Genomic DNA, 21,161 nt, shown 5'->3' on the forward strand with positions numbered 1-21,161 from the left:
TTCACTATTTACTGTCAGTTTCATTAGAGGCCCACGACTTCGGGGTGCATTTCAGCCAACGCGGCAAGCAGCCGATTCTGAGTGGTCACCGGAACTTCTTCTTGTTCCATTGCGGTCATCAAGTCTTCGACTAAGGCGTTGAATTCTGCGCGGGTAATATTCATTCCCGTATGGACAGTCACCATATCTTCACCGGTGTATTCACAGGGTCCACCCGCAATCACACAAACCTGTTCGGTCAGCAGTCTATGCAAGCGCTCAATATCGGTTTTTTCGAAGTGATGAATAATACGATCGTCGCTCGCTATTTCAAGTACAAAGGTTTCCATCAGTTGGCTGATGCCAGCCTGTCCACCGAGTTCTTGGTAGAGTGAGTCATCGGCATGACTGGGAGCACTTACACACAGGAGCGCGACGGCAAATAAAATGCTTTTGATAGACATAGTCTCGATTCCTACTTAAAACGTTGCTTGCAAAGATAAATACCAACCCGTTTGATCAGCGAGACCAGCAATGGAATCGAGATCAGCATAAGCCGCGACCACACTCACCGATTTAGTCGGGAAATACGCGACAAAAATATCATACCAATCATGTTCTTCCGCAAAACCCAAGTTATCGGGTTTGGTCCGATATTCAGCGCCAACAGCCCAGTTTCTATTGATAAACATACCCACAGCAACTTCAGGTTGTAACTCGTAGTCATCGTTTTGGTCCCCCCCAAAGCCTAGCAACCCGATTTGATTCGCCTTGGTCGCTCGCAGTGTGATGTTGGCAAGCCACGTCCGATGAAACGGACCATCCAGCCAAACTTTGGCGGCGCTTAAATAATAATCCGTGCCCGAGTCACTTTGCGCGCCAACGGCCGAAGGCAACGCAAACGTGCGATTCCGCTTGTGCTGTAAACCCACGCTGAACTGGGGCAAATCACCATAGATTAAATCACCGGCGACACGGTATTTCACACCAAAGACGTCTTGTTTCAGCTCACCACCAATAGTGCTTAGGTCGAAGGTTTGCTTCGCTGCTGAGAGCTCAATTCTATTGTCATAACTCAGACTAACACCCAACACGCTTAACCGAAAATCATCAACACTGACTTCGGTGACCGCTGCAGTGGCGCCCCACTGCCCTTCTTCCGCGTAACTCGACAGTGTTGCCCACGGCACAATTCCACCACCTGCGCTGCCTTCAATGGAAGTAGCGCCACCCGTCGCGATGAATCGACCTTGATCCGCCACAGCGGGCATCGCAACGAGCGTTGCAGATACCAGCAAACTAGAGATGAGGAGGTTATGTCTCATGAGCTAATCCTTGTTGATAACGTCGTGTCCATTGTTCGAATTCAGTCGCGGTCAATGGCCGACTAAAATAAAATCCTTGCATAGTTTGACAGCCGAGCTGTTGTAACCAACGCCATGCAGCTTCATCTTCCACACCTTCAGCAACGGTTGTCAACTGCATATCTTTGGCCAGTGCCAGCGTCGAGCGCACTATCGTTTGGTCGGCTTGACTGTGTTCCAATTCACGAATAAATGAACGATCCAGTTTTAATTCGTCGACGGGCAGACGTTTCAGCTGCGCCAGCGAGGCATACCCCGTGCCATAGTCATCGATGGAAATCCGCATACCGCTGCTGCGCAATTCGGTCAGACGCTCAATAGCTTGTTCAATATCAGCCATAATCGCCGACTCGGTGACTTCTAAAGTCACCGATTCAGGTTTTAAGCCACGTTGTTCAATCAATCCACGAATAAATGCGGGTAAATCATCTTGCTGCAGATCAATCGCAGAAAGGTTGATCGCGACCATAAAGGGTAAGCCAGCCTCATGCCACATTTGTAGCTGGTCCAGTGCAGCAATACAGACCCATTGCGTAATGCGATGAATTTCGCCCGTTTGCTCAGCAAGTGGAATAAACTCATCCGGTCGAATAATACCAAATTCTGGGTGACGCCAACGGATCAGAGCTTCAGCACCAATGACCTCGCCTGAAGCCACATTTAATTTCGGCTGGAAGTGTAACTGTAGTTCTTGCTTATCAACGGCGTCAGGAAGCGCTTGGAGGATGCGTAGTCGATGCAGATAATCCTCATCCATACCCTCGCGGTACGCTAAAACCGGTACTTTTTGCTGCTTGGCCTGAGCGGCACACATTTGCATACGACGGACTAAGGTATCGAAGCTATCGCCATCATCGGGGAAACGCACGACGCCCGCGCGGAAATGCAATAAATAACGTGAGCCATTTAGATTGAATGGTTGCTCTAACTGGCTCATCAGCTTGATAACGAATTCGCGCCAGTTGTCGTCACGGATGTTCTCGGTAACCAGAATAAACTCATCGCCCGCCAATCGGGATAACCACCAAGCATCCGTCAATTGCTGTTGAAGACGCGTTGCGACCAACTGCAGAATTTGGTCACCAATGCGTTGCCCAAGCCGATCGTTCAGTTCTCGAAAGCGCGCAATATTGATCAGCACCATCACGCCCAATCCGCCGTCGGACAAACGTTCAGTCAGGCGCCGACCGAGTAATGAACGATTCGGTAAATCGGTCAGCAGGTCATACTCAGCTTGATGCACAATTTGCTCTTCACGCTTTGAAATGGCAACTCGCATGCCATCAAATACTTCACCTAAATGACCAAACTCATCGTCACGAGCTAAGCGAATGGGACTTTGATAGTCACCACGTTTTAATTGCTCTGCGGCATCACTTAATTGTGCGAGTGGCTGGTTGATTCGACGCGCTGTGATTCCAGCAAATACTAATGCCATGAGTAAGGTTGCTAAGCCAATCCCGATATATTGTTGGCGCAATACATTAAATTCCGAAGCCGCAGCCTCTCGGTCTGCACTAAAAATTAGAAAGACTTCTCGCTCACTTACATAGGTTAACTTTGCCGCATCCAGTTCCAACCAATGTGCTGCCAGACCTCGCTCATCTAGCCAATTCAACCATGGCTCCATACCCAAGCCAATAATAGGTGTAAGACTCAATTGCAATGATGGCTCGAGACTTGAGGCAATCAGTCTATTCGCGCCCATATCAACTAGCGTAATATCTGCATTCGTTAACTCTCGCAAGGTAGTTGCTAGTTCATCGTCAATGGCAAACCCTAAGGTTGCCCACGCAATTAAATCCGGCGACTGCACAGGCGCTGTGACCAACTGATACATAGTGTCATCAGCAAACACCAATACCGAGGTATTCATTTCTTCAGTGAGAATAGATAGTGGCGGGAGTAACTCTAAATCATGGGTTGCGGCAATTTCTGCACCGGATGGCGATTGCAGCACCATCAAATCAGTATTGATGCGTTGACCGTGATTGACCAGCGCCGAAATAATTGTGTCCTCATCACCACTAGCAACCGCTTCGCGAAAACCAAAGTCGTTCGTTAGCACCTCTGCGGCTTGCAGTAACTGCTCGCCACGCACCGCCATCAATTCGCCAAAGACCCGTTCGGATACCTCGAGCTCACGATTCACGGTTCGATCCGACTGATTGTTGGTCGCCAACCAAACGGCGACCAATGAAATGATCAAAGCGCCCCCAGCTAGGGTGGCGAACAATACAATAAGACGGCCGCGAAACGTTTTAATCATTAGCCACCTTTACGGCGATTAAAACGTTGCTGCAAAGGTGACAACTCAGGTGCTTCCTGACGTTGTACTGACACTGGCAGTTGCACAGTCAACTCCGTTGCAGCGTCGGTCAATTCACGCTGGTATTCCTCAGTAATGGCATCACTGAGTCCCGGATACCACAGTCGCAGCGTGGTCGAATCTGCTTTATCCCAATTCAACTGCGCTTGTCCTGCAGCGTTCGTGACTTGTGATTCCGCATAAGGGCTGACGTAAATGTAGGCGCGCATGTGGTCGTGAATATTGCAGCCTAAGACCACAATACCAGCCTCACTGAAATCGATAGTAGGTGCTTCGCGGTTTGAATAAAGCGGCAATTCAAAGGGTTTTGCGGCAGAAAATGAGTAGACTTGGTGTCGAATATTATCTGAATTTGGAAAACGAACCGTCGTTCCAGTTGGAACCGTCAATACAAATGGATTAAACAGCGTATCGACTTGGTCCATGATAGCGCCACTTGCCGGAGGTTGCTGAGACTGCCCTGTATCGACACTCACAACCGCGTCTGCTAACGGCTGACCTTGTTGATCAACGACAGTCACTGTCAGCGTTTGTGCGTTCACTATCGATATACTGGCCAGAATGAAACCGACCCATACAGTCGAGACTATTTGAAATTTCAGCATAGTGCCCCCATGCTCTGGTGAGAGATGCAATCTTGCGCATCAGCAAACTAGCTACATTTGTTGTACGCTCATTAGAGCAGATGCGATCGCAAGATTCCAATCATTTACAGGGGGAAGCAATGTCAAAATTTCGGACCGAAAGTGACAGTATGGGCACCATAGAAATACCAGCCACTGCACTATGGGGTGCACAAACAGAGCGTGCCCGACAAAACTTCCAGCTCAGCGGTTATCGCTTCCCTTCCGCATTCATCACGGCATTAGCTCGGGTAAAGTATGCGGCTGCCCATGCCAATGCTGAACTCGATGTAATTCAATCTGAGCAAGCCCGGGCGATTAAGACTGCTGCCGGGCAAATCATCGCCGGTCAACATCACGATCAGTTCCCGCTGGACATCTTTCAAACCGGCTCGGGTACCAGCACCAACATGAATATGAATGAGGTCATCAGCCAGCTCGCAAAAAATGCTGGTGCTGCAATCCATCCAAACGACCATGTAAATGCCAGTCAGAGCAGTAATGATGTCATTCCGACCACTATTTTAGTTAGCGTTGCGACGACACTGACTCAAGATTTGATTCCTGCATTGCAACATCTGAGAAGCGTCATTCAAACCAAAGCAGAGTCGGTGCAAGATGTCGTCAAAACAGGACGAACACATTTAATGGATGCGATGCCGATTACGCTGGCTCAGGAACTACTCGCTTGGGACTCGCAAATTGCGCATTGCCAAACGCAGCTAGAACAACAATTAGAGCTCGTATGCACATTGCCACAGGGGGGAACTGCAGTAGGTTCGGGCATCAATGCCGACCCGCAGTTTGGCGAACTCGTTTGTACCATACTGTCGCAAACCACAGGAATACCCTTCAAATCAGCTGAAAATAAATTTGCTGGTATAGCCGGCCAAGAAGTAAATCTGCTGGTGGCGGGTACCTTTAATAGTCTTGCTGCGGTACTGCTCAAAATGAGCAATGATTTGCGTTGGATGAATAGTGGTCCGCTCGCCGGTTTGGGCGAAATCAGTCTCACCGCATTGCAGCCTGGCAGCAGCATCATGCCGGGCAAAGTGAATCCCGTGATTCCTGAAGCGGTTGCAATGATCGCAGCGCACGTCACTGGCAACTATGGAGCCGTCAGCACCGCCGCACAACAAGGTAATTTCCAACTGAATGTGATGCTACCGCTGATCGCTCTGAAACAACTGGAGAGCATCGAATTACTCAGTAATGCGGCGCGGTCGCTGGCTGATCAGGCTATTGCAGATTTCAGCGTTAATCAGGAGCGGATCGATGAAGCCTTGGCACGAAATCCAATCCTTGTCACCGCACTGAACAGTCGTATCGGCTATGACCAAGCGGCCAAAATCGCTAAACAAGCGTATCAACAACAGCGTCCCATCATCGATGTCGCTGCGGAAATGACCGACATCCCGCGCACCGAGCTGGAGCAGCTGCTGGATCCCAAAAAGCTAACCAACAGCCAATAATAGTAAACGGTGAACAGTGAACAGTGAACAGATTTAAGATTTTCTATTCTCTGTTCACCATTCACTGTTCACTCATCAAAGGAGGTTTTATGCATATTTTGATCACAGGTGCCAACCGTGGCATCGGTCTTGCCCTCACGCGTCGCTATCTCGATCGTGGTGACCAAGTAACAGCCGTTTGCCGTAGCGCATCACCAGAACTGCGCGAATTAAACTGCAACGTTATCGAAGGCATTGATGTTACGGACAGTGACGCATTACAGAAGCTCAGCGCCGAGTTAAAAAACGCATCCATTGATGTGCTTATCAACAATGCAGGATTGTTGAACCGAGAATCGCTTGGTGACCTGAATGTCGAGTCCATCCGCAAGCAGTTCGATGTCAATGCCATCGGTCCATTATTGGTCACGGATGCATTACGGCCAAACCTTGGCAAAGGGAGCAAAGTTGCTCTGATCACCAGTCGTATGGGTTCTATGGCTGACAATGGTTCTGGGGCTTACTATGGCTATCGGATGAGTAAAGCTGCATTGAATGCAGCCGGTGTTTCACTAGCGAACGACCTTAAAGATTCAGGTATTGCAGTGGGACTGCTACATCCTGGTTTTGTGCAAACCGAGATGGTCAATAATGCTGGTGATATCAGCGCCGATGAGGCAGCCAAGCGACTGGTAGACCGCATCGATGAACTGACACTCAAAAACACCGGCTCATTTCGCCATAGCAATGGTGAAACTTTACCGTTTTAAGGTTTCACCGTTGATAAAATAATCAATTATTCGCTTTTTTGAGCAATCGCACGTGAGACGCGGTTATTTTGCGAAAAAGAGGTTGACGCTGCGCCCCCTGATTTGCATAATACGCGCCGCACTCACAGAGCGCAGTTTGTGATGTTTTTGATATGGCTACGTAGCTCAGCTGGTTAGAGCACAGCACTCATAATGCTGGGGTCGCAAGTTCGAATCTCGCCGTAGCCACCATTCAAAAAGCCCTTTGGGCGGACGTGGTGGAATTGGTAGACACGCTGGATTTAGGTTCCAGTGCCTCACGGCGTGAGAGTTCAAGTCTCTCCGTCCGCACCAACTCAAACTGATAGGCGATTAACACCAGTTGGGGTATAGCCAAGCGGTAAGGCAGCGGGTTTTGATCCCGCCATTCCCAGGTTCAAATCCTGGTACCCCAGCCATTCGCCATTCTCTTCTTGATGCACCCAGTGTTGGGGTATAGCCAAGCGGTAAGGCAGCGGGTTTTGATCCCGCCATTCCCAGGTTCAAATCCTGGTACCCCAGCCATTTTTACCTCTGCTTGTTGCGGGGGTGGCGGAATTGGTAGACGCACTAGCTTCAGGTGCTAGCGAGCGCAAGCTCGTGGGGGTTCAAGTCCCCCCCTCCGCACCACTTATGGTGGTGATCAACAAGCAAACAAAGAACCGCTCACGCGGTTTTTTTGTACCCGAAGCTCCCTCTTCGCCAGGTTTTATCTCACTATTTACCGTTCACTATTCACTGTCAGTTGTATCCCGTCGCTAGTTCGATCAGCTTTCGTTTCAGCGGTGTCACCTGTTCCAGCACTTTCATTCCGCTCGCTATTGCCAGTCTTGGTAGCAGATGTTGACTACTGAAGCCGAAGTGAATCATATCCATCGCTCGCATCATGCGCTGATTGGCTGAGAACCGTTGTTGACTATATTCCGTGAACGCTCGCTCAAGAGTATCTGGGCTGGCACCTTGCAAGGCTTGCACCAATGCCTGAACGTCGGCGAAACCAAGATTGACACCTTGTCCAGCCAACGGGTGAATACTGTGTGCTGCATCACCAACTAATACCGCACAACCATGGGCGTGGTAGCGCAAGGCTCGTTGTCGGCGCAATGGGAAGTGTCCCCACTGTTGCAACTGAAAATCTCCAATGTGCGAGCGGAATTGTGTTTCTAGTCGCTGTTTGACTTCGCTTTCAGTTTGGGGGTGTTGTCCTTGCGGTGCGTAATCAATTAAGCAAGCTTGATGAGTAGTCAGTGGCAGTAAAGCATACGGCCCCGAATGGCGGAATACTTCCCATGTTGCAGCGGGAATCTCTTGCTCTGTGGTCACATTGGCAAGCAAACAGCGCATGTCATAATCCCAGCCGCGTTGGCCAATACCAGCCAACCGCGCTACCGACGACTGCGCACCGTCCGCTCCAACGACCAGGTCAAAAGCCATGATGTCACCATCAACAGTGCGTAACTGCCGCTGGTTCCAATCAATCGATTCCACCGTAGTTTGAGTCTGCAGCGTGACTGCCGACTCTGCTTGCAGGCGATGCCACAATGCATGCTGCAAAGCGAGGTTTTCAATCATCGCACCAAGAGTTGGCACCGCTATATCTGCAGCATTAAATTCGAGTCGTTGACCATCTACGGACTGCACAGCCAAACTGGAATAGCTGCAGATCTTTTCAGCAGAAACGCTAGCCAAAACACCCAATGCGTCTAACCAGTCTAAGTTGGCGCGATGCACAGATGAAATGCGAATATCCCACTGTTCTGTTGGCGTCGACTCTAAGGGCGAAGCACCAGCTTCAATTACCGTAACCTGATGCCCTGCACGCGCTAGCGCTAGCGCACTTGCAGCACCCACCATGCCACCGCCCACAACAATAATCTGCATGCCTGTCACCCAATTAACCAGCGAGTTTCCCTCGCATAATAAAGAATACCGCTCCTAAAATACACAAGCCTGCCCACAAGTAGTCGAGCGTCAGTTTTTCTTTGAGATAAAATATCGCAAACGGCACGAATACGGTCAGTGTGATCGCTTCTTGCAGTATCTTCAGTTGCGCGACAGTCATGACCTCATAACCAATACGATTCGCTGGTACTTGCAGCAGGTATTCAAACAAGGCAATACCCCAACTTAAAAATGCCGCGATAACCCATGGCTTTTCTGCCATGCTTTTCAAATGCGCGTACCAAGCAAACGTCATGAAAACATTGCTCAAAGTTAGCAACGTTATCGTGATAATATATCGATTCATCAGTGTTTCTCTTCGACAAGGCTGTTATGGACACCCCACAACGCTCGGTGGTGATTGCATCAGTGCTCGTGCTCAGCGCAGAACTTTGTTTTGCGGGTGTGAGTGCGTTGGTGAAATATTTGAGCACCGATTTACCCTCCGAACAACTCGTATTTTTCCGTAGTTTAATGGCGTTTGTCGTACTCTTACCCTGGATTTGGCGCAAAGGAACATCAGCATTCCGCACGCAAGCGTGGCGTTTCCATCTCACGCGAGGCATAGCGGGCGTGGTGGCTATGTACCTATTCTTCTACGCCATTGCCCATATACCGCTAGCACAAGCAACCTTGGTTTTACTCTTATCACCGTTCCTCATTCCAGTGATTGGCAAGTTTTGGTTGAAAGAGTATGTCAGTCGGCAAACATGGTTGGCGATTGCTATCGGCTTTGTCGGTGTGTATTTGTTCTTAAATCCAACCGCAGCTGAATTATCGCCTGTTATTTGGATAGCCTTTATTGCAGCAGTGCTTGCCGCTTACACCAAGACCTTGATCCGCAAAATGTCCGCTACCGAGTCCTCGAGTAAAATCGTGTTTTACTTTTCACTGCTGGCAACGGTTATCTCCGCCATTCCTTTACTGTGGCGCGGCGAATCCATCGCCAACACGCACTGGATAGCCATTCTGTTGATGGGCGCCTTAGCAGTGATTGGTCAGCTGGCCATGACACGCGCATACTCCCTAGCGCCAGCAGCAAGGGTCGGAGTATTTACTTACAGTTCGGTGATCTTTGCGTCCTTGATGGGCTATTGGTTCTGGGATGAACCTATTACCTGGTTCATGCTCGCCGGCGCTATTGTGATCACACTCGCAGGTTACTTGGCCTTGCGCTCACGCCGCAAAGCAGAAATATAGGGTAAAGTTGGCAGTTGAGTGCGGTTCAGGCTAAAATAGCGTCCCTTTGAAGTTCTCCAGCTTGTAGTCAAAATTTGAGTGGCCAAAACGATGAGTAAGAAGTTATATATCAAAACTTGGGGTTGTCAGATGAATGAGTATGATTCAGCCAAAATGGCCGACCTACTCCATGCAACTCACGGTTATGATGTCGCAGCAGAACCAGAAGATGCGGATCTGATCTTGCTTAATACCTGCTCCATCCGAGAGAAAGCACAGGAAAAAGTGTTTCATCAATTGGGCCGGTGGAAAACCCTCAAAGACAAAAACCCGAATTTAGTGATTGGTGTGGGCGGTTGCGTTGCCTCTCAGGAAGGCGAACACATTCGTGATCGCGCTCCCTACGTTGATATCGTCTTTGGCCCGCAAACACTGCACCGCCTGCCAGAAATGGTGAAGCAAGTCCAAACCGACCACCAACCTATGGTCGATATCTCGTTTCCAGAAATTGAGAAGTTTGACCGGTTGCCAGAGCCAAAAGCGGATGGTCCATCGGCCTTTGTTTCTATCATGGAAGGCTGCAGTAAATATTGTACGTTCTGTGTCGTTCCCTATACTCGTGGCGAAGAAGTCAGTCGTCCAGTAGACGATGTCCTCTACGAAATTGCACAACTGGCTGAACAGGGCGTGCGCGAGGTGAATTTACTTGGGCAAAACGTCAACGCTTATCGCGGTGAATCATTTGATGGCGGCATTTGTCGTTTCTCGGAGCTCCTGCATCTCGTTGCGGCGATTGATGGCATCGACCGGATCCGCTACACCACCTCACATCCAGTCGAATTTACTGACGATATTATCGAAGCCTATGCCACCATCCCAGAATTGGTGAATCATCTGCATTTACCCGTTCAAAGCGGCGCGGACCGCATCCTGACGTTGATGAAGCGCGGCCATACTGCGCTGGAATATAAATCACAGATCCGTAAGTTGCGTAAAATTCGTCCTGATATCGCCATGTCGTCAGACTTCATCATTGGCTTTCCCGGTGAGAGCAATGAAGAGTTTGAGCAGACCATGGACCTGATTCAGGCTATCGATTTTGATATGAGTTTCAGCTTTATCTACAGTGCGCGCCCAGGTACACCAGCAGCAGATTTGCCCGACGATGTCACCGAAGCCACTAAGAAACAACGCCTACAGCTGCTGCAACAGCGTTTGAACCAGCAAGCACTGAATCATGCTCGTCGCATGGTCGGCACCGAACAACGTATTCTAGTCACAGGCCCATCGAAAAAAGATCTGATGGAAATGAGTGGTCGTACCGAGAATAATCGCGTGGTCAACTTCGTCGGTTCTCCAGATATGATCGGAACCTTTGTAGACGTGCGTATAACGGATGTTTACGCAAACTCGCTGCGCGGCGATGTCATTCGACGTGAGCACGACATGGGGTTACGTGTTGATACTGCTCCGCAAACTATTTTGTCTCGACAAGCCGTGCAACAACCTGACGAACTAGGTGTAGCCACCTTTGTTCCCGGTTCCGCAAAGTCGAGTCATCTGTCCTAACTAATTTGAGGTTTCATTGAGTCCTGCTATTACTACACAAGATGTAAACTTAGAGCCCGTCGATTCGCGGCGTCTTGCCGATTTGTGCGGGCCTTTTGACGAAAACCTAAAACATATAGAGCGTCGTTTAGGTGTCGAAATCTCTTACCGCCAAAACCACTTTCGCCTATTAGGCCCGCGGCATACCGTTGAAGCTGCCGCGAAGTTGCTTCGCGACCTTTACGTCGAAACAGCCACTGTGAAAGGTGAAGATAGCGCGGTTTCTCCACAAGATGTGCATTTAGCCATTCAAGAAGCGAATGTGCTGGAGCAGGATGACAGTATCGATCCTGCCGCCGAAAAAATGACGCACATCAAAACTAAACGCGGCCTCATCAAACCACGCAACCTCAATCAAGCGGCCTATGTGCGCGCTATTTTGAGCCATGATGTGAGCTTCGGTGTGGGTCCTGCGGGAACCGGCAAAACTTATTTAGCGGTTGCCTGCGCTGTCGACGCGCTTGAGCGACAAGAAATCCGCCGTATCTTACTAACCCGTCCAGCTGTTGAGGCCGGCGAAAAGTTAGGCTTCTTGCCAGGCGATTTAGCGCAAAAAGTTGATCCCTATTTACGCCCTTTGTACGACGCCTTGTTTGAGATGTTGGGCTTCGAGAAGGTCGAAAAGCTAATTGAGAGAAATGTGATTGAAGTGGCGCCGTTAGCCTACATGCGCGGACGCACGCTCAACGATGCCTTCATTATCCTTGATGAAAGCCAAAACACGACTTGTGAACAAATGAAAATGTTCCTGACTCGGATTGGATTTAATTCACGTGCGGTCATTACTGGTGACATCACTCAGGTTGATTTGCCGCGTGGACAGAAATCTGGACTCCGACACGTCATCGAAGTACTTAAAGACGTTGAAGCCGTTCATTTCACCTTTTTCCAAGCCGGTGACGTGGTGCGTCATCCGGTGGTGCAACGTATCGTGCAAGCCTACGATCAATTTGACGAGCGCAACGCATGATCGAACTCGACCTGCAATGCGCCTCAGAGGCGAAACTGCCGAAATTCGACGAATTCGAACGGTGGGTGACAGCCGCCTATCGAGCTGCCGAGCAAGATAGTCCCGCCGAATTAACTATTCGCGTGGTCGATGCTGCCGAAGCGCAAGAGCTCAATCAAACCTATCGGCAACGCGATTACGCAACCAATGTTCTGTCGTTTCCATTTGAAGCGCCAGTGGAGATGCCAGTTCAATTACTCGGTGATTTAGTCATCTGCGCGCCAGTTGTTGAGCAAGAGGCTCGCGAGCAGAACAAAGACCCGGTGAGCCACTGGGCGCATATGGTTGTACATGGAACCTTGCATTTGCTAGGTTATGACCATATAAACGATGCTGACGCGGATACGATGGAGGCGCTCGAAACGACCATCCTAGCAACGCTCGGATTTGCCGACCCTTACATAGACCGCACGGATGAAATGAATCGTGTTTGATAAAAACCGGAGTTACACACACTCATGAGCGATGACCATCCTCACTCTACCAACGGCTCTTCACGTAAAACATGGGCAAATAAATTGCTTCAACTGTTTACCGGAGAGCCGAATAGCCGCGAAGAATTGGTTGATCTAATCCAAGATGCCGAAGAACGTGATCTGATCGACAATGACACCAAAGAGATGATTGAAGGGGTTCTCGATGTCGCCGAACTGAAAGTGCGCGATATCATGGTACCGCGGTCGCAAATGGTGACTATCGATATCAATCAGAACGTCGATTCATTTTTACCTATCGTGATTGATTCTCAGCACAGCCGCTATCCGGTTGTCAGTGAAAATAAAGACCATATTGAAGGCATTCTCCTCGCCAAAGATCTGCTCCCGTACGGTTTCGGAATGGCTGATGACGAGTTCACCCTGAATAAAGTCATACGTCCAGCGGTAATAGTGCCTGAAGGCAAGCGTGTAGACGTTTTGCTCAAAGAGTTTCGCGAGCAACGTTATCATATGGCGATAGTTGTCGATGAATACGGTGGTGTATCTGGACTCGTTACCATTGAAGATATTCTTGAAGAAATTGTCGGTGAAATTGAAGACGAAACCGATATCAATGAAGACAATAAGGCCGATATCCGTCGCATTAACAAATCACGCTACTCCGTCAAAGCGCTGACCACCATTGAAGACTTCAATGATTATTTTGACACCCACTTTGGTGATGAAGAATACGACACCATTGGCGGCATGGTTGCGCATGGTTTTGGTCACTTACCACAACTCGGTGAAGAGCTTTCACTCGGTGGAATCATCTTCAAAGTGACAGCGGCTGATAAACGTCGTATACAACAGCTACAAGTGACGATTCCAGAGCCTCAATCCTCTACCGACGCGGACTAATGAAGACGCTTTTCAACAAGACTATGACTGCTGGTTGGTCACGACTGGCGGCGCTACTTAGCGGCGCTCTGCTTGTCTTTGCTTATGCTCCCTTTCAGCAATCTTGGATGGTCATCCCAGTTCTGACTTTTCTGCTGTGGCTAGGTCGAGATAGCTCACCCCGCCGCGCTTGGCAATTGGGGTACTTATTCGGCATCGGCTGGTTCAGCGCTGGATTGAGTTGGATCTATGTCAGTATCGATACCTTCGGTGGTTTACCGATTGTCGCTACTATAGCCGTGCTTGCTGTATTATTTGTGTACTTAAGCTTATTTCCGGCTCTGGCGTTGTGGGCTTGGCGCTCTGCCGCCGCCCGTGGCTGGCCTTACGCAATCTGGTTAGTTCCGTTGTTCTGGTATCTCGCAGAGTGGTTACGTGGCTCGCTTCTGACCGGGTTCCCGTGGCTCGACTTGGGTTACACGCAGACAGACAGTTACCTCGGCCAGTATGCCTCATGGTTCGGTGGAACAGGCGTTGCCGTTCTGCTGTGGTACTGCGCAGTCACCATTTTTGAATACCTGCGGACTCAGCAAAAACGCTATGCTGGCGGTGCAATTGGCTTACTCGCTCTACCCTTCTTATTACCTTGGTTACATCCAATAGAACGCACAGAGGGTGAAGCCGATGTGTTGCTCGTGCAAGGTAATATTGCCCAGTCGAGTAAGTGGAACCCCGATCAACATTGGCCAAGCCTGATGACGTATCTGGACCTGAGCCGTCCCAATTACGCCGCGCATGACATCATTGTCTGGCCGGAGTCAGCGGTTACTATGCCTGAACCATATACCGACGACGTGCTGGAGAACATTCATAAAGCACTCGTTCAATCAGATACTGCACTGATTACCGGCATTCTCGATTATCGTCAGTTTGACTATTACAATAGCCTCATCGCACTGGGTGTCGATGGTGCTGATGATGTTGAAGAAGCCTATCATCACGGTCATAGCAATCGGTATGAGAAGTACCAGCTGCTTCCCATCGGTGAATTTGTGCCGTTTGAGGACATTCTTCGTCCATTGGCTCCGCTATTTGACCTTCCCATGTCATCGTTCAGCCGCGGGGACTATCAACAAACCAACCTTCGTGCCAAAGGCTTTTCGCTAAGCGCTGCTATTTGCTATGAAATTGCGTTTCCGCGGCAAGTCCGCGCCAATTTAACCGCAACCACTGACTTCCTCCTTACCGTCAGTAATGACACTTGGTTTGGTGCATCCCACGGCCCCGCGCAGCATATGCAAATTGCTCGTATGCGCGCACTAGAATTGGGCCGCCCGCTGTTGCGCGCAACCAACAATGGCATCAGTGCGTTAGTCGATGAAACCGGCCGCGAAATCGCTCGCGCTCCACAATTTGAAGAAGCCACCGTCAGTGCCGCTGTGCCGGTGGTGACTGGAACCACACTCTATGCACGCTGGGGTGAGTGGCTCGCCTTGTGGCTAGCAGCCTGTGGCGCAATTATCGGGCTGATCAGCATAGTCAAACGCCGCCAAAATCAGTAAACTGTTGACCTAGCCGTCCTTCAACTCTTATGAATGCGTGGAACTTATTATGGAAAATATAATTGCAGCCGCTATTTTTGCAGTGCTTGTTGCCGCAGGTACGCTTGGTGTGAGCAGTATTGGAATGTTCATTTTTCATCGTAACCCAGACCAGCCTGAAGCTCAGCAACGCGAGCGTTTTGAGTATGGCTTTTTCGGTCTAGCGGGTATCGTGGTGATGCTACTCATGTGGTACGCCCTGTAATTCAGCGATTCTTCATCGCTTTGCCATCCTTTGATTAGTGTCCAGTGTGACGACACACAATAACCATCGAGTCAGGAATAGACATGTCGACAGCATTGCCCGAACAGTATGATCCAGCCATCATCGAACCAGCCGTCCAACGTCGTTGGGAGCAGGACCAGGTGTTTTCTGTTCAAGAAGATCCGAACCAAGAAAAATTTTATTGCCTCAGTATGTTCCCCTACCCCAGTGGTAAACTTCACATGGGACATGTGCGCAATTACACCTTAGGTGATGTGGTCTCGCGGTTTCAGCGCATGCAAGGCAAAAACGTCCTCCAGCCGATGGGCTGGGATGCGTTTGGTCTGCCAGCGGAAAATGCGGCGATTGCAAATCAAACAGCACCGGCAAAGTGGACGTATCAAAATATTGACTATATGCGTCAGCAGCTGAAGTCCTTGGGCTTTGGTTATGACTGGTCTCGTGAAATCGCAACCTGTACTCCGGAATACTACCGTTGGGAGCAATGGTTTTTCACCAAGCTCTACGAAAAGGGTTTGGTCTACAAAAAGAATGCGACGGTCAACTGGGATCCAGTCGACCAGACTGTACTTGCGAATGAGCAAGTAATTGATGGGCGTGGCTGGCGTTCTGGTGCGAAAGTTGAATTGAAGGAAATTCCGCAGTGGTTTATCAAAATCACGGCCTACGCAGACGAATTATTGAATGACCTCGATACCTTAGATGGTTGGCCTGAACAGGTCAAAACCATGCAAAAGAACTGGATTGGTCGTTCTGAGGGGGTCGAAATTGACTTCTCAGTTGCGGCATCAGACCAGTTACTCACCGTTTACACGACGCGTCCTGACACTCTGTTTGGCGTAACTTACATGGCTGTAGCTGCTCAGCATCCGCTCGCGCAACAGGCGGCACAGACGCAACCTGAATTAGCTTCATTCATCGACACCATCAAAAACACGAAGATGGCAGAAGCTGAACTCGCCACTGCTGAGAAAGTGGGCATGGACACTGGTATTCGCGCCGTTCATCCACTCACCGGTGAATTCATTCCGGTCTGGGTCGCTAACTTTGTCTTGATGGATTATGGCTCAGGCGCAGTAATGGCGGTGCCGGGACATGATGAGCGTGACTGGGAATTCGCAACCAAGTACAACCTGCCGATTCAGCAAGTGATTGAGCCCAGCACAGGCAATGCGGATCTCTCACAAGCGGCCATTACCGAGAAAGGCACCACGATTAACTCAGGAGCTTACTCGGGGTTAAGCAGTGCCGACGCCTTTGAGCAAATTGCCGACTATCTGAGCGAGCAAGGCATTGGCCGCCGCCAGGTGAACTATCGTCTGCGTGATTGGGGTGTCTCGCGCCAACGTTATTGGGGTGCACCTATCCCCATGTTGAATTTACCGAATGGTGAATCAGTACCAGTTCCTGCTGAAGATCTGCCGGTTCGATTGCCGGAAGATGTTGTCATGTCAGGCAATACCTCACCATTGAAAGAGAATCCGGAGTGGCGTCAAACGACCTATCAAGGTCAGCCCGCGGAGCATGAAACCGATACCTTTGATACTTTCATGGAATCATCTTGGTACTACGCACGCTATTGCAGTGCGAACTTCCATGACGGTATGTTAGATCCGAAACAAGCCAACTATTGGCTCCCTGTGGACCAATATATTGGTGGTATTGAGCACGCAATCTTGCATCTGCTCTACTCACGCTTTTTCCATAAACTATTGCGAGACACCGGTTTAGTTGAATCTTCTGAGCCATTCAAACGCTTGTTGACGCAAGGCATGGTGCTAGCCGACTGTTACTATCGTGAAGATGCGAACGGTGGCCAGACGTGGTTCTCGCCATTGGATGTCGAATTTGAGCGCGATGAGAAAGGCAAAATCATCAATCCTCGTTTGCGCAGCGATGGCCAGCCAGTGATCTATGGCGGCATGACTAAAATGTCGAAGTCGAAGAATAATGGTATCGACCCGCAGGTCATGATTGATAAATACGGCGCTGATACCGTCCGCTTGTTTATGATGTTTGCCGCGCCTCCCGAAGCCACTCTTGAGTGGTCAGATTCAGGTGTCGAAGGCGCACAACGGTTTTTGCGTAGGGTCTGGCGCTTAACGCTCGATCTTAAAGCCGCTCAAGCCAATGGTATGTCACAAGATTGGACACAGTTGAACGACGCGCAACAAGGGCTGCGCCGCGAAGTGCACCGTACTATTCAGAAAGTAACCGATGACATGGGCAGACGGCAGAATTTTAATACTGCTATCGCTGCTATCATGGAACTCTTAAACCGCTTACAGAAGGCCGATCTCACTCAGCCGTTGGAATGTGGCATTGTCGCCGAGGCCGTTGACGCTATCGTCCTCATGCTCGCGCCAGTCACTCCGCACTTAAGTGAAGCGCTGTGGCAAGCTTTAGGGCATGAATCCGATGTCGTATTTGCAGCTTGGCCACACTGCGACGAATCGGCCTTGGTCGAATCGAATGTGCTGATTGTCGTGCAAGTGAATGGTAAGGTACGTGGTAAAGTCACCGTGCCAGCTGCGGCATCGCAAGATGATGTGATTCAGGTCGCATTAGCGGATGAAAACGTGACACGATTCCTTGAAGGCGTCACGGTTCGTAAGCAAATCTATGTGCCAGGCAAACTGCTGAACATCGTTGCCAATTAATCACTAGAGAGCATCATATTGTCATGAAAAAACAGCTAGCAACGCTACCATCACTCGTACGATGGATGACTCTTGGACTAGCCGCACTGGTAATCACCAGTTGCGGTTTCCAGTTGCGTGATAGTTATCAACTGCCAACGCAACTGGAAACTGTTTATATTCAAGCAGAACCTTTTAGTGAATTTGCAGAGATTTTGGCATCAAGACTGCAACTCGCTGGTGCACAGCTCGACGAGCAACCCCGGCAAACCGTCATTCAGCTAGTACGCGATAGCCTCGACCGCCGCACATTATCATTGTCCAGCAGTGGCCAAGTGGCTGAATACGAGCTCATTTATACGGTCGAGTATGTGCTGCACAACGGTCCTCAAACCAGTATTCCGCTACAGGTAGAAGTGTTCCGAGACTATCAAGATGATCCTAACTTTGCGCTGGCGAAAACTCGCGAACGTGAAGTATTGGTCACTGAAATGCGCGAGGACGCAGCGCGTCAAATACTGCGCCAAATTTCCGCACAACTCACTCCATAAACTGAGTTCAAAATGGCTACCGTGAATGCGCAACAACTGAATGATGTCCTCGCAAGTCGCGGTCTGCCACCGATTATTTGTATTTTTGGTGACACTCCCCTACTCGTCGACGATGCGGTTCAGTCTATTCGTAACTATGCCAAGTCACAGGGGATCCATGAGCGCCAGCGCCTCGTTCAAGACGCCCAGTTTGATTGGAGTCAGATTTTAGCCTCTGGGGCTAGTATGAGTCTGTTTTCCGAACTACGTCTGGTTGAACTCGAATTACCCGATGCGAAACCTGGGCGAGAGGGAGGTGATGCTCTGCGTAGTTATGCCGAGCAACCCAATGTTGACCAGATTTTCGTTGTTCTTGGGCCAAAATTAAAACAAGAACAACTCAAGGCAAAGTGGTATCAAGTTTTAACTCGTGACGCGCTTGTTGTTGCCGCCAATGCGCCTGATCGAGCTGCCTTGCCGCGTTTCATTGATGCCCGCGCCCGGCGCTATCAGCTTGAGCTGGATCGCGAAGCACTCAACTTATTAGCGGACTGGTACGAAGGCAATCTACTGGCACTCGACCAAGAACTCCAAAAATTGGCACTGATGGGCCTGCCGCAACCGCTCAACCTCGCAACGGTTCGGCAAAGTAGTCAGGACCAAAGTCGGTTTAGCGTCTTTGCGTTGCAAGAAGCTCTACTGCATGGCCAAGTCGATGATGCCCTCCATCGTTTGCATCGATTGTTTGAAGAGGATGTCGAAATCGCCATTCTGAACTGGATGTTCCAACGTGAATGGCAAACGGTTCACGCCTTGCAACAAGCTTTAGGGCGAGGTGAATCGATTGGACAGGCAGCTCGCGCGCTCCCCATTTGGAAGAATCAAGAAGCTGCTTATCATCAAGTCGCCCAGCGTCTGCAAGGACAACACCGTGCGATTATAGATGTCCTGAAACGACTTGAATTTGCATTCAAACGTGACAGCGGTGAGGATTATAAAACGCTCGCAACCCACTTTATCTTGCTGTGGTGTTTGCCTGATCGTGTCACTCGGTTGTCGCTGGCATGACCGACTCGACGCCAACGTGTGGAAAATTACGCCTCATCTTTGGCGGGACTTTTGACCCCATCCACTGGGGACATCTGCGGCCAGCTCTCAATGCTTTGACCTGGTTACAAGCTGATGAATTGCGGCTACTGCCAAGTGCTCAACCCCCTCATCGCGATTACCCTGGAGCAACTGCCGCGCAGCGACTGACGATGACCCAGTTAGCCGCAGCTGCATTCCCACAGGTCCATGCGGATGATTGGGAGCTGCAGCAGGACCGTCCGTCCTACACAGTACAAACACTCGCAGAACTCAAACAACGTTGGCCTCACGATATACTCGTATTTCTATTGGGCGACGACGCCATTGCCAAACTGAATGGCTGGCACCAATGGCAGGCTCTCCTCGACCATGCACATTTTGCGATATTATCGCGACCCGATCAGGCAGCTGACTGGCAACCGGAGGTCACCGACTTCTTCGCCGATCGTTGGTTGACCGAGCCTGCAGAGCTGCGCCAAGCCGCCCAAGGTTGTGCGATTCGTGTTGCGAATGACACCTATCCCATTGCCGCGACCACAGTACGTCATCGAATTCAGCAACAACTTCCATGGGAGTCGCTAGTGCCGCCTGCTGTAGCTGCTTTTATTCAAACAGAAGGCTTGTATCGTTAGCTGCTTTTCGGGACTTAAACGTGATAAACTGCGCGAACTTTCGACCTATGGAGATTATTTCTTTTGCAAGCTGAACAATTACGCGATTTTGTTATCGAAAAGATAGAAGAGTTAAAAGGCCGCGACATTCGTGTGCTCGACGTTATGGAACAAACTGATGTCGCTGAATACATGATCGTCTGTTCAGGCAGCTCCAAAACACATGTTCGCAGTATTGCTAATCATGTTGCTACGGAATCTAAGCATCATGGTGTAGCGCCACTCGGCGTTGAAGGAAACGAACATTCGGAGTGGGTACTGGTTGATTTAGGCGATGTGATTGTTCATGTCATGCAAGAGCCTATCCGTGACTTTTACGAATTAGAGAAACTTTGGGGCCGTAAATAATGCGTATTCAGCTGATCGCAGTCGGACAAAAAATGCCTGACTGGGTCAGCACTGGTTTTGTAACCTACGCCAAACGACTTCCGCCCGAATGTGCTTTAGAACTCATTGAGATTGCCGCGGGTAAACGTGGTAAAAATGCTGATGTCGCTCGCATCGTCAAACAAGAAGGCGATGCCATGTTGGCCGCCTGTGGCAAAGGCAATCGAATTGTCACTCTCGAAGTAACGGGTAAAGCTTTAACAACACCCCAGTTAGCACAAAGACTTGATGCATGGCAAATGGACGGGCGCGATGTGAGCTTGTTGGTTGGTGGTCCAGAAGGACTGTCTGCAGACTGCACAGCCGCTGCTGAAGAACGTTGGTCACTATCGCCACTAACACTGCCGCATCCCATGGTTCGGGTGATTCTAGCAGAAAGCTTGTATCGTGCTTGGAGTGTCAACGCAAACCATCCTTATCATCGCGAATAG

Annotated in this window: 21 protein-coding genes and 5 tRNA genes; 20 read left to right on the plus strand and 6 right to left on the minus strand. The window is 49.9% G+C overall.

Annotated features, from left to right (window positions below):
- Positions 1-23: 23 nt before the first annotated feature.
- The 4 genes from ACN0S4_RS01780 to ACN0S4_RS01795 are packed head-to-tail and all read right to left on the minus strand — an operon-like array spanning position 24 to position 4,277.
- Positions 24-443 (minus strand): group I truncated hemoglobin, encoded by a 420-nt coding sequence (locus ACN0S4_RS01780; protein WP_417656021.1) that lies wholly within the window; start codon positions 441-443, stop codon positions 24-26.
- Between the two features lie 15 nt (positions 444-458).
- Complete coding sequence (locus ACN0S4_RS01785; protein ID WP_417656022.1) at positions 459-1,304, minus strand: DUF3034 family protein; 846 nt, start codon at positions 1,302-1,304, stop codon at positions 459-461.
- Positions 1,294-3,612: a putative bifunctional diguanylate cyclase/phosphodiesterase gene (locus tag ACN0S4_RS01790; protein ID WP_417656023.1), complete on the minus strand. Its 2,319-nt coding sequence runs from the start codon at positions 3,610-3,612 to the stop codon at positions 1,294-1,296. Before ACN0S4_RS01790 ends, ACN0S4_RS01785 begins: the two co-directional genes overlap by 11 nt.
- Positions 3,612-4,277 carry a methylamine utilization protein gene (locus ACN0S4_RS01795; protein WP_417656024.1) on the minus strand — a complete coding sequence of 222 codons (666 nt, stop codon included), beginning with the start codon at positions 4,275-4,277 and terminating at the stop codon, positions 3,612-3,614. The genes ACN0S4_RS01790 and ACN0S4_RS01795 overlap by 1 nt, the downstream gene beginning before the upstream one ends.
- Before the next feature lie 119 nt (positions 4,278-4,396).
- On the opposite strand from ACN0S4_RS01795, the gene ACN0S4_RS01800 reads away from it, so the two are divergent.
- The 7 genes from ACN0S4_RS01800 to ACN0S4_RS01830 all read left to right on the plus strand — a co-directional run bounded on the left by ACN0S4_RS01800 (position 4,397) and on the right by ACN0S4_RS01830 (position 7,164).
- A complete protein-coding gene (locus ACN0S4_RS01800; protein WP_417656025.1) occupies positions 4,397-5,767 on the plus strand; it encodes a class II fumarate hydratase in 1,371 nt (456 codons plus the stop codon).
- A gap of 89 nt (positions 5,768-5,856) precedes the next feature.
- Positions 5,857-6,516 carry an SDR family oxidoreductase gene (locus tag ACN0S4_RS01805; RefSeq protein WP_417656026.1) on the plus strand — a complete coding sequence of 220 codons (660 nt, stop codon included), beginning with the start codon at positions 5,857-5,859 and terminating at the stop codon, positions 6,514-6,516.
- A 154-nt stretch (positions 6,517-6,670) separates the two neighbouring features.
- Positions 6,671-6,747: transfer RNA gene (locus tag ACN0S4_RS01810), tRNA-Met, on the plus strand.
- Positions 6,748-6,764: 17 nt separating this feature from the next.
- A tRNA-Leu gene (locus ACN0S4_RS01815) sits at positions 6,765-6,849 on the plus strand.
- 29 nt (positions 6,850-6,878) lie between these two features.
- A tRNA-Gln gene (locus tag ACN0S4_RS01820) sits at positions 6,879-6,953 on the plus strand.
- A 31-nt stretch (positions 6,954-6,984) separates the two neighbouring features.
- Positions 6,985-7,059 (plus strand) — tRNA-Gln (locus ACN0S4_RS01825).
- 18 nt (positions 7,060-7,077) lie between these two features.
- Positions 7,078-7,164 (plus strand) — tRNA-Leu (locus tag ACN0S4_RS01830).
- A 111-nt stretch (positions 7,165-7,275) separates the two neighbouring features.
- On the opposite strand, the gene ACN0S4_RS01835 is transcribed toward ACN0S4_RS01830, so the two are convergent.
- Together ACN0S4_RS01835 and ACN0S4_RS01840 are read right to left on the minus strand one after the other, a co-directional pair.
- Positions 7,276-8,415 (minus strand): FAD-dependent oxidoreductase, encoded by a 1,140-nt coding sequence (locus ACN0S4_RS01835; protein WP_417656027.1) that lies wholly within the window; start codon positions 8,413-8,415, stop codon positions 7,276-7,278.
- A 13-nt stretch (positions 8,416-8,428) separates the two neighbouring features.
- Entirely contained in the window at positions 8,429-8,782 is a 354-nt protein-coding gene (locus tag ACN0S4_RS01840; RefSeq protein ID WP_417656028.1) for a DMT family protein, read from the minus strand.
- A gap of 26 nt (positions 8,783-8,808) precedes the next feature.
- Here ACN0S4_RS01840 and ACN0S4_RS01845 point away from each other — a divergent pair, with 26 nt between their 5' ends.
- The 13 genes from ACN0S4_RS01845 to rlmH all read left to right on the plus strand — a co-directional run bounded on the left by ACN0S4_RS01845 (position 8,809) and on the right by rlmH (position 21,161).
- The gene (locus tag ACN0S4_RS01845) at positions 8,809-9,675 is read left to right on the plus strand and encodes a DMT family transporter (RefSeq protein WP_417656029.1); all 867 of its coding nucleotides are present in this window, start codon (positions 8,809-8,811) and stop codon (positions 9,673-9,675) included.
- 90 nt (positions 9,676-9,765) lie between these two features.
- Positions 9,766-11,223, plus strand: a complete 1,458-nt coding sequence (gene miaB / locus ACN0S4_RS01850) for a tRNA (N6-isopentenyl adenosine(37)-C2)-methylthiotransferase MiaB (protein ID WP_417656030.1) — start codon at positions 9,766-9,768, stop codon at positions 11,221-11,223.
- Positions 11,224-11,239: 16 nt separating this feature from the next.
- Positions 11,240-12,232 (plus strand): PhoH family protein, encoded by a 993-nt coding sequence (locus ACN0S4_RS01855; RefSeq protein WP_417656031.1) that lies wholly within the window; start codon positions 11,240-11,242, stop codon positions 12,230-12,232.
- Complete coding sequence (gene ybeY, locus ACN0S4_RS01860) at positions 12,229-12,705, plus strand: rRNA maturation RNase YbeY (RefSeq protein WP_417656032.1); 477 nt, start codon at positions 12,229-12,231, stop codon at positions 12,703-12,705. Before ACN0S4_RS01855 ends, ybeY begins: the two co-directional genes overlap by 4 nt.
- A 24-nt stretch (positions 12,706-12,729) precedes the next feature.
- Positions 12,730-13,608 (plus strand): CNNM family magnesium/cobalt transport protein CorC, encoded by an 879-nt coding sequence (gene corC, locus ACN0S4_RS01865; RefSeq protein WP_417656033.1) that lies wholly within the window; start codon positions 12,730-12,732, stop codon positions 13,606-13,608.
- Positions 13,608-15,149, plus strand: coding sequence for an apolipoprotein N-acyltransferase (gene lnt, locus ACN0S4_RS01870; protein ID WP_417656034.1), 1,542 nt, complete (start codon positions 13,608-13,610; stop codon positions 15,147-15,149). Before corC ends, lnt begins: the two co-directional genes overlap by 1 nt.
- A gap of 49 nt (positions 15,150-15,198) precedes the next feature.
- Complete coding sequence (locus ACN0S4_RS01875) at positions 15,199-15,393, plus strand: hypothetical protein (protein WP_169930123.1); 195 nt, start codon at positions 15,199-15,201, stop codon at positions 15,391-15,393.
- Positions 15,394-15,488: 95 nt separating this feature from the next.
- The gene (leuS, locus tag ACN0S4_RS01880) at positions 15,489-18,074 is read left to right on the plus strand and encodes a leucine--tRNA ligase (protein ID WP_417656550.1); all 2,586 of its coding nucleotides are present in this window, start codon (positions 15,489-15,491) and stop codon (positions 18,072-18,074) included.
- Positions 18,075-18,097: 23 nt separating this feature from the next.
- Positions 18,098-18,604, plus strand: coding sequence for an LPS assembly lipoprotein LptE (lptE, locus tag ACN0S4_RS01885; protein WP_417656035.1), 507 nt, complete (start codon positions 18,098-18,100; stop codon positions 18,602-18,604).
- Positions 18,605-18,616: 12 nt separating this feature from the next.
- Positions 18,617-19,651, plus strand: a complete 1,035-nt coding sequence (holA, locus tag ACN0S4_RS01890; protein ID WP_417656036.1) for a DNA polymerase III subunit delta — start codon at positions 18,617-18,619, stop codon at positions 19,649-19,651.
- The gene (nadD, locus tag ACN0S4_RS01895) at positions 19,648-20,304 is read left to right on the plus strand and encodes a nicotinate-nucleotide adenylyltransferase (protein ID WP_417656037.1); all 657 of its coding nucleotides are present in this window, start codon (positions 19,648-19,650) and stop codon (positions 20,302-20,304) included. Before holA ends, nadD begins: the two co-directional genes overlap by 4 nt.
- Positions 20,305-20,367: 63 nt before the next feature.
- Positions 20,368-20,691, plus strand: a complete 324-nt coding sequence (gene rsfS / locus ACN0S4_RS01900; protein WP_417656038.1) for a ribosome silencing factor — start codon at positions 20,368-20,370, stop codon at positions 20,689-20,691.
- Positions 20,691-21,161, plus strand: coding sequence for a 23S rRNA (pseudouridine(1915)-N(3))-methyltransferase RlmH (gene rlmH / locus ACN0S4_RS01905; RefSeq protein ID WP_417656039.1), 471 nt, complete (start codon positions 20,691-20,693; stop codon positions 21,159-21,161). Before rsfS ends, rlmH begins: the two co-directional genes overlap by 1 nt.

The organism is Pseudidiomarina aestuarii, from assembly GCF_048263735.1.
Lineage (GTDB): Bacteria > Pseudomonadota > Gammaproteobacteria > Enterobacterales > Alteromonadaceae > Pseudidiomarina > Pseudidiomarina aestuarii_B.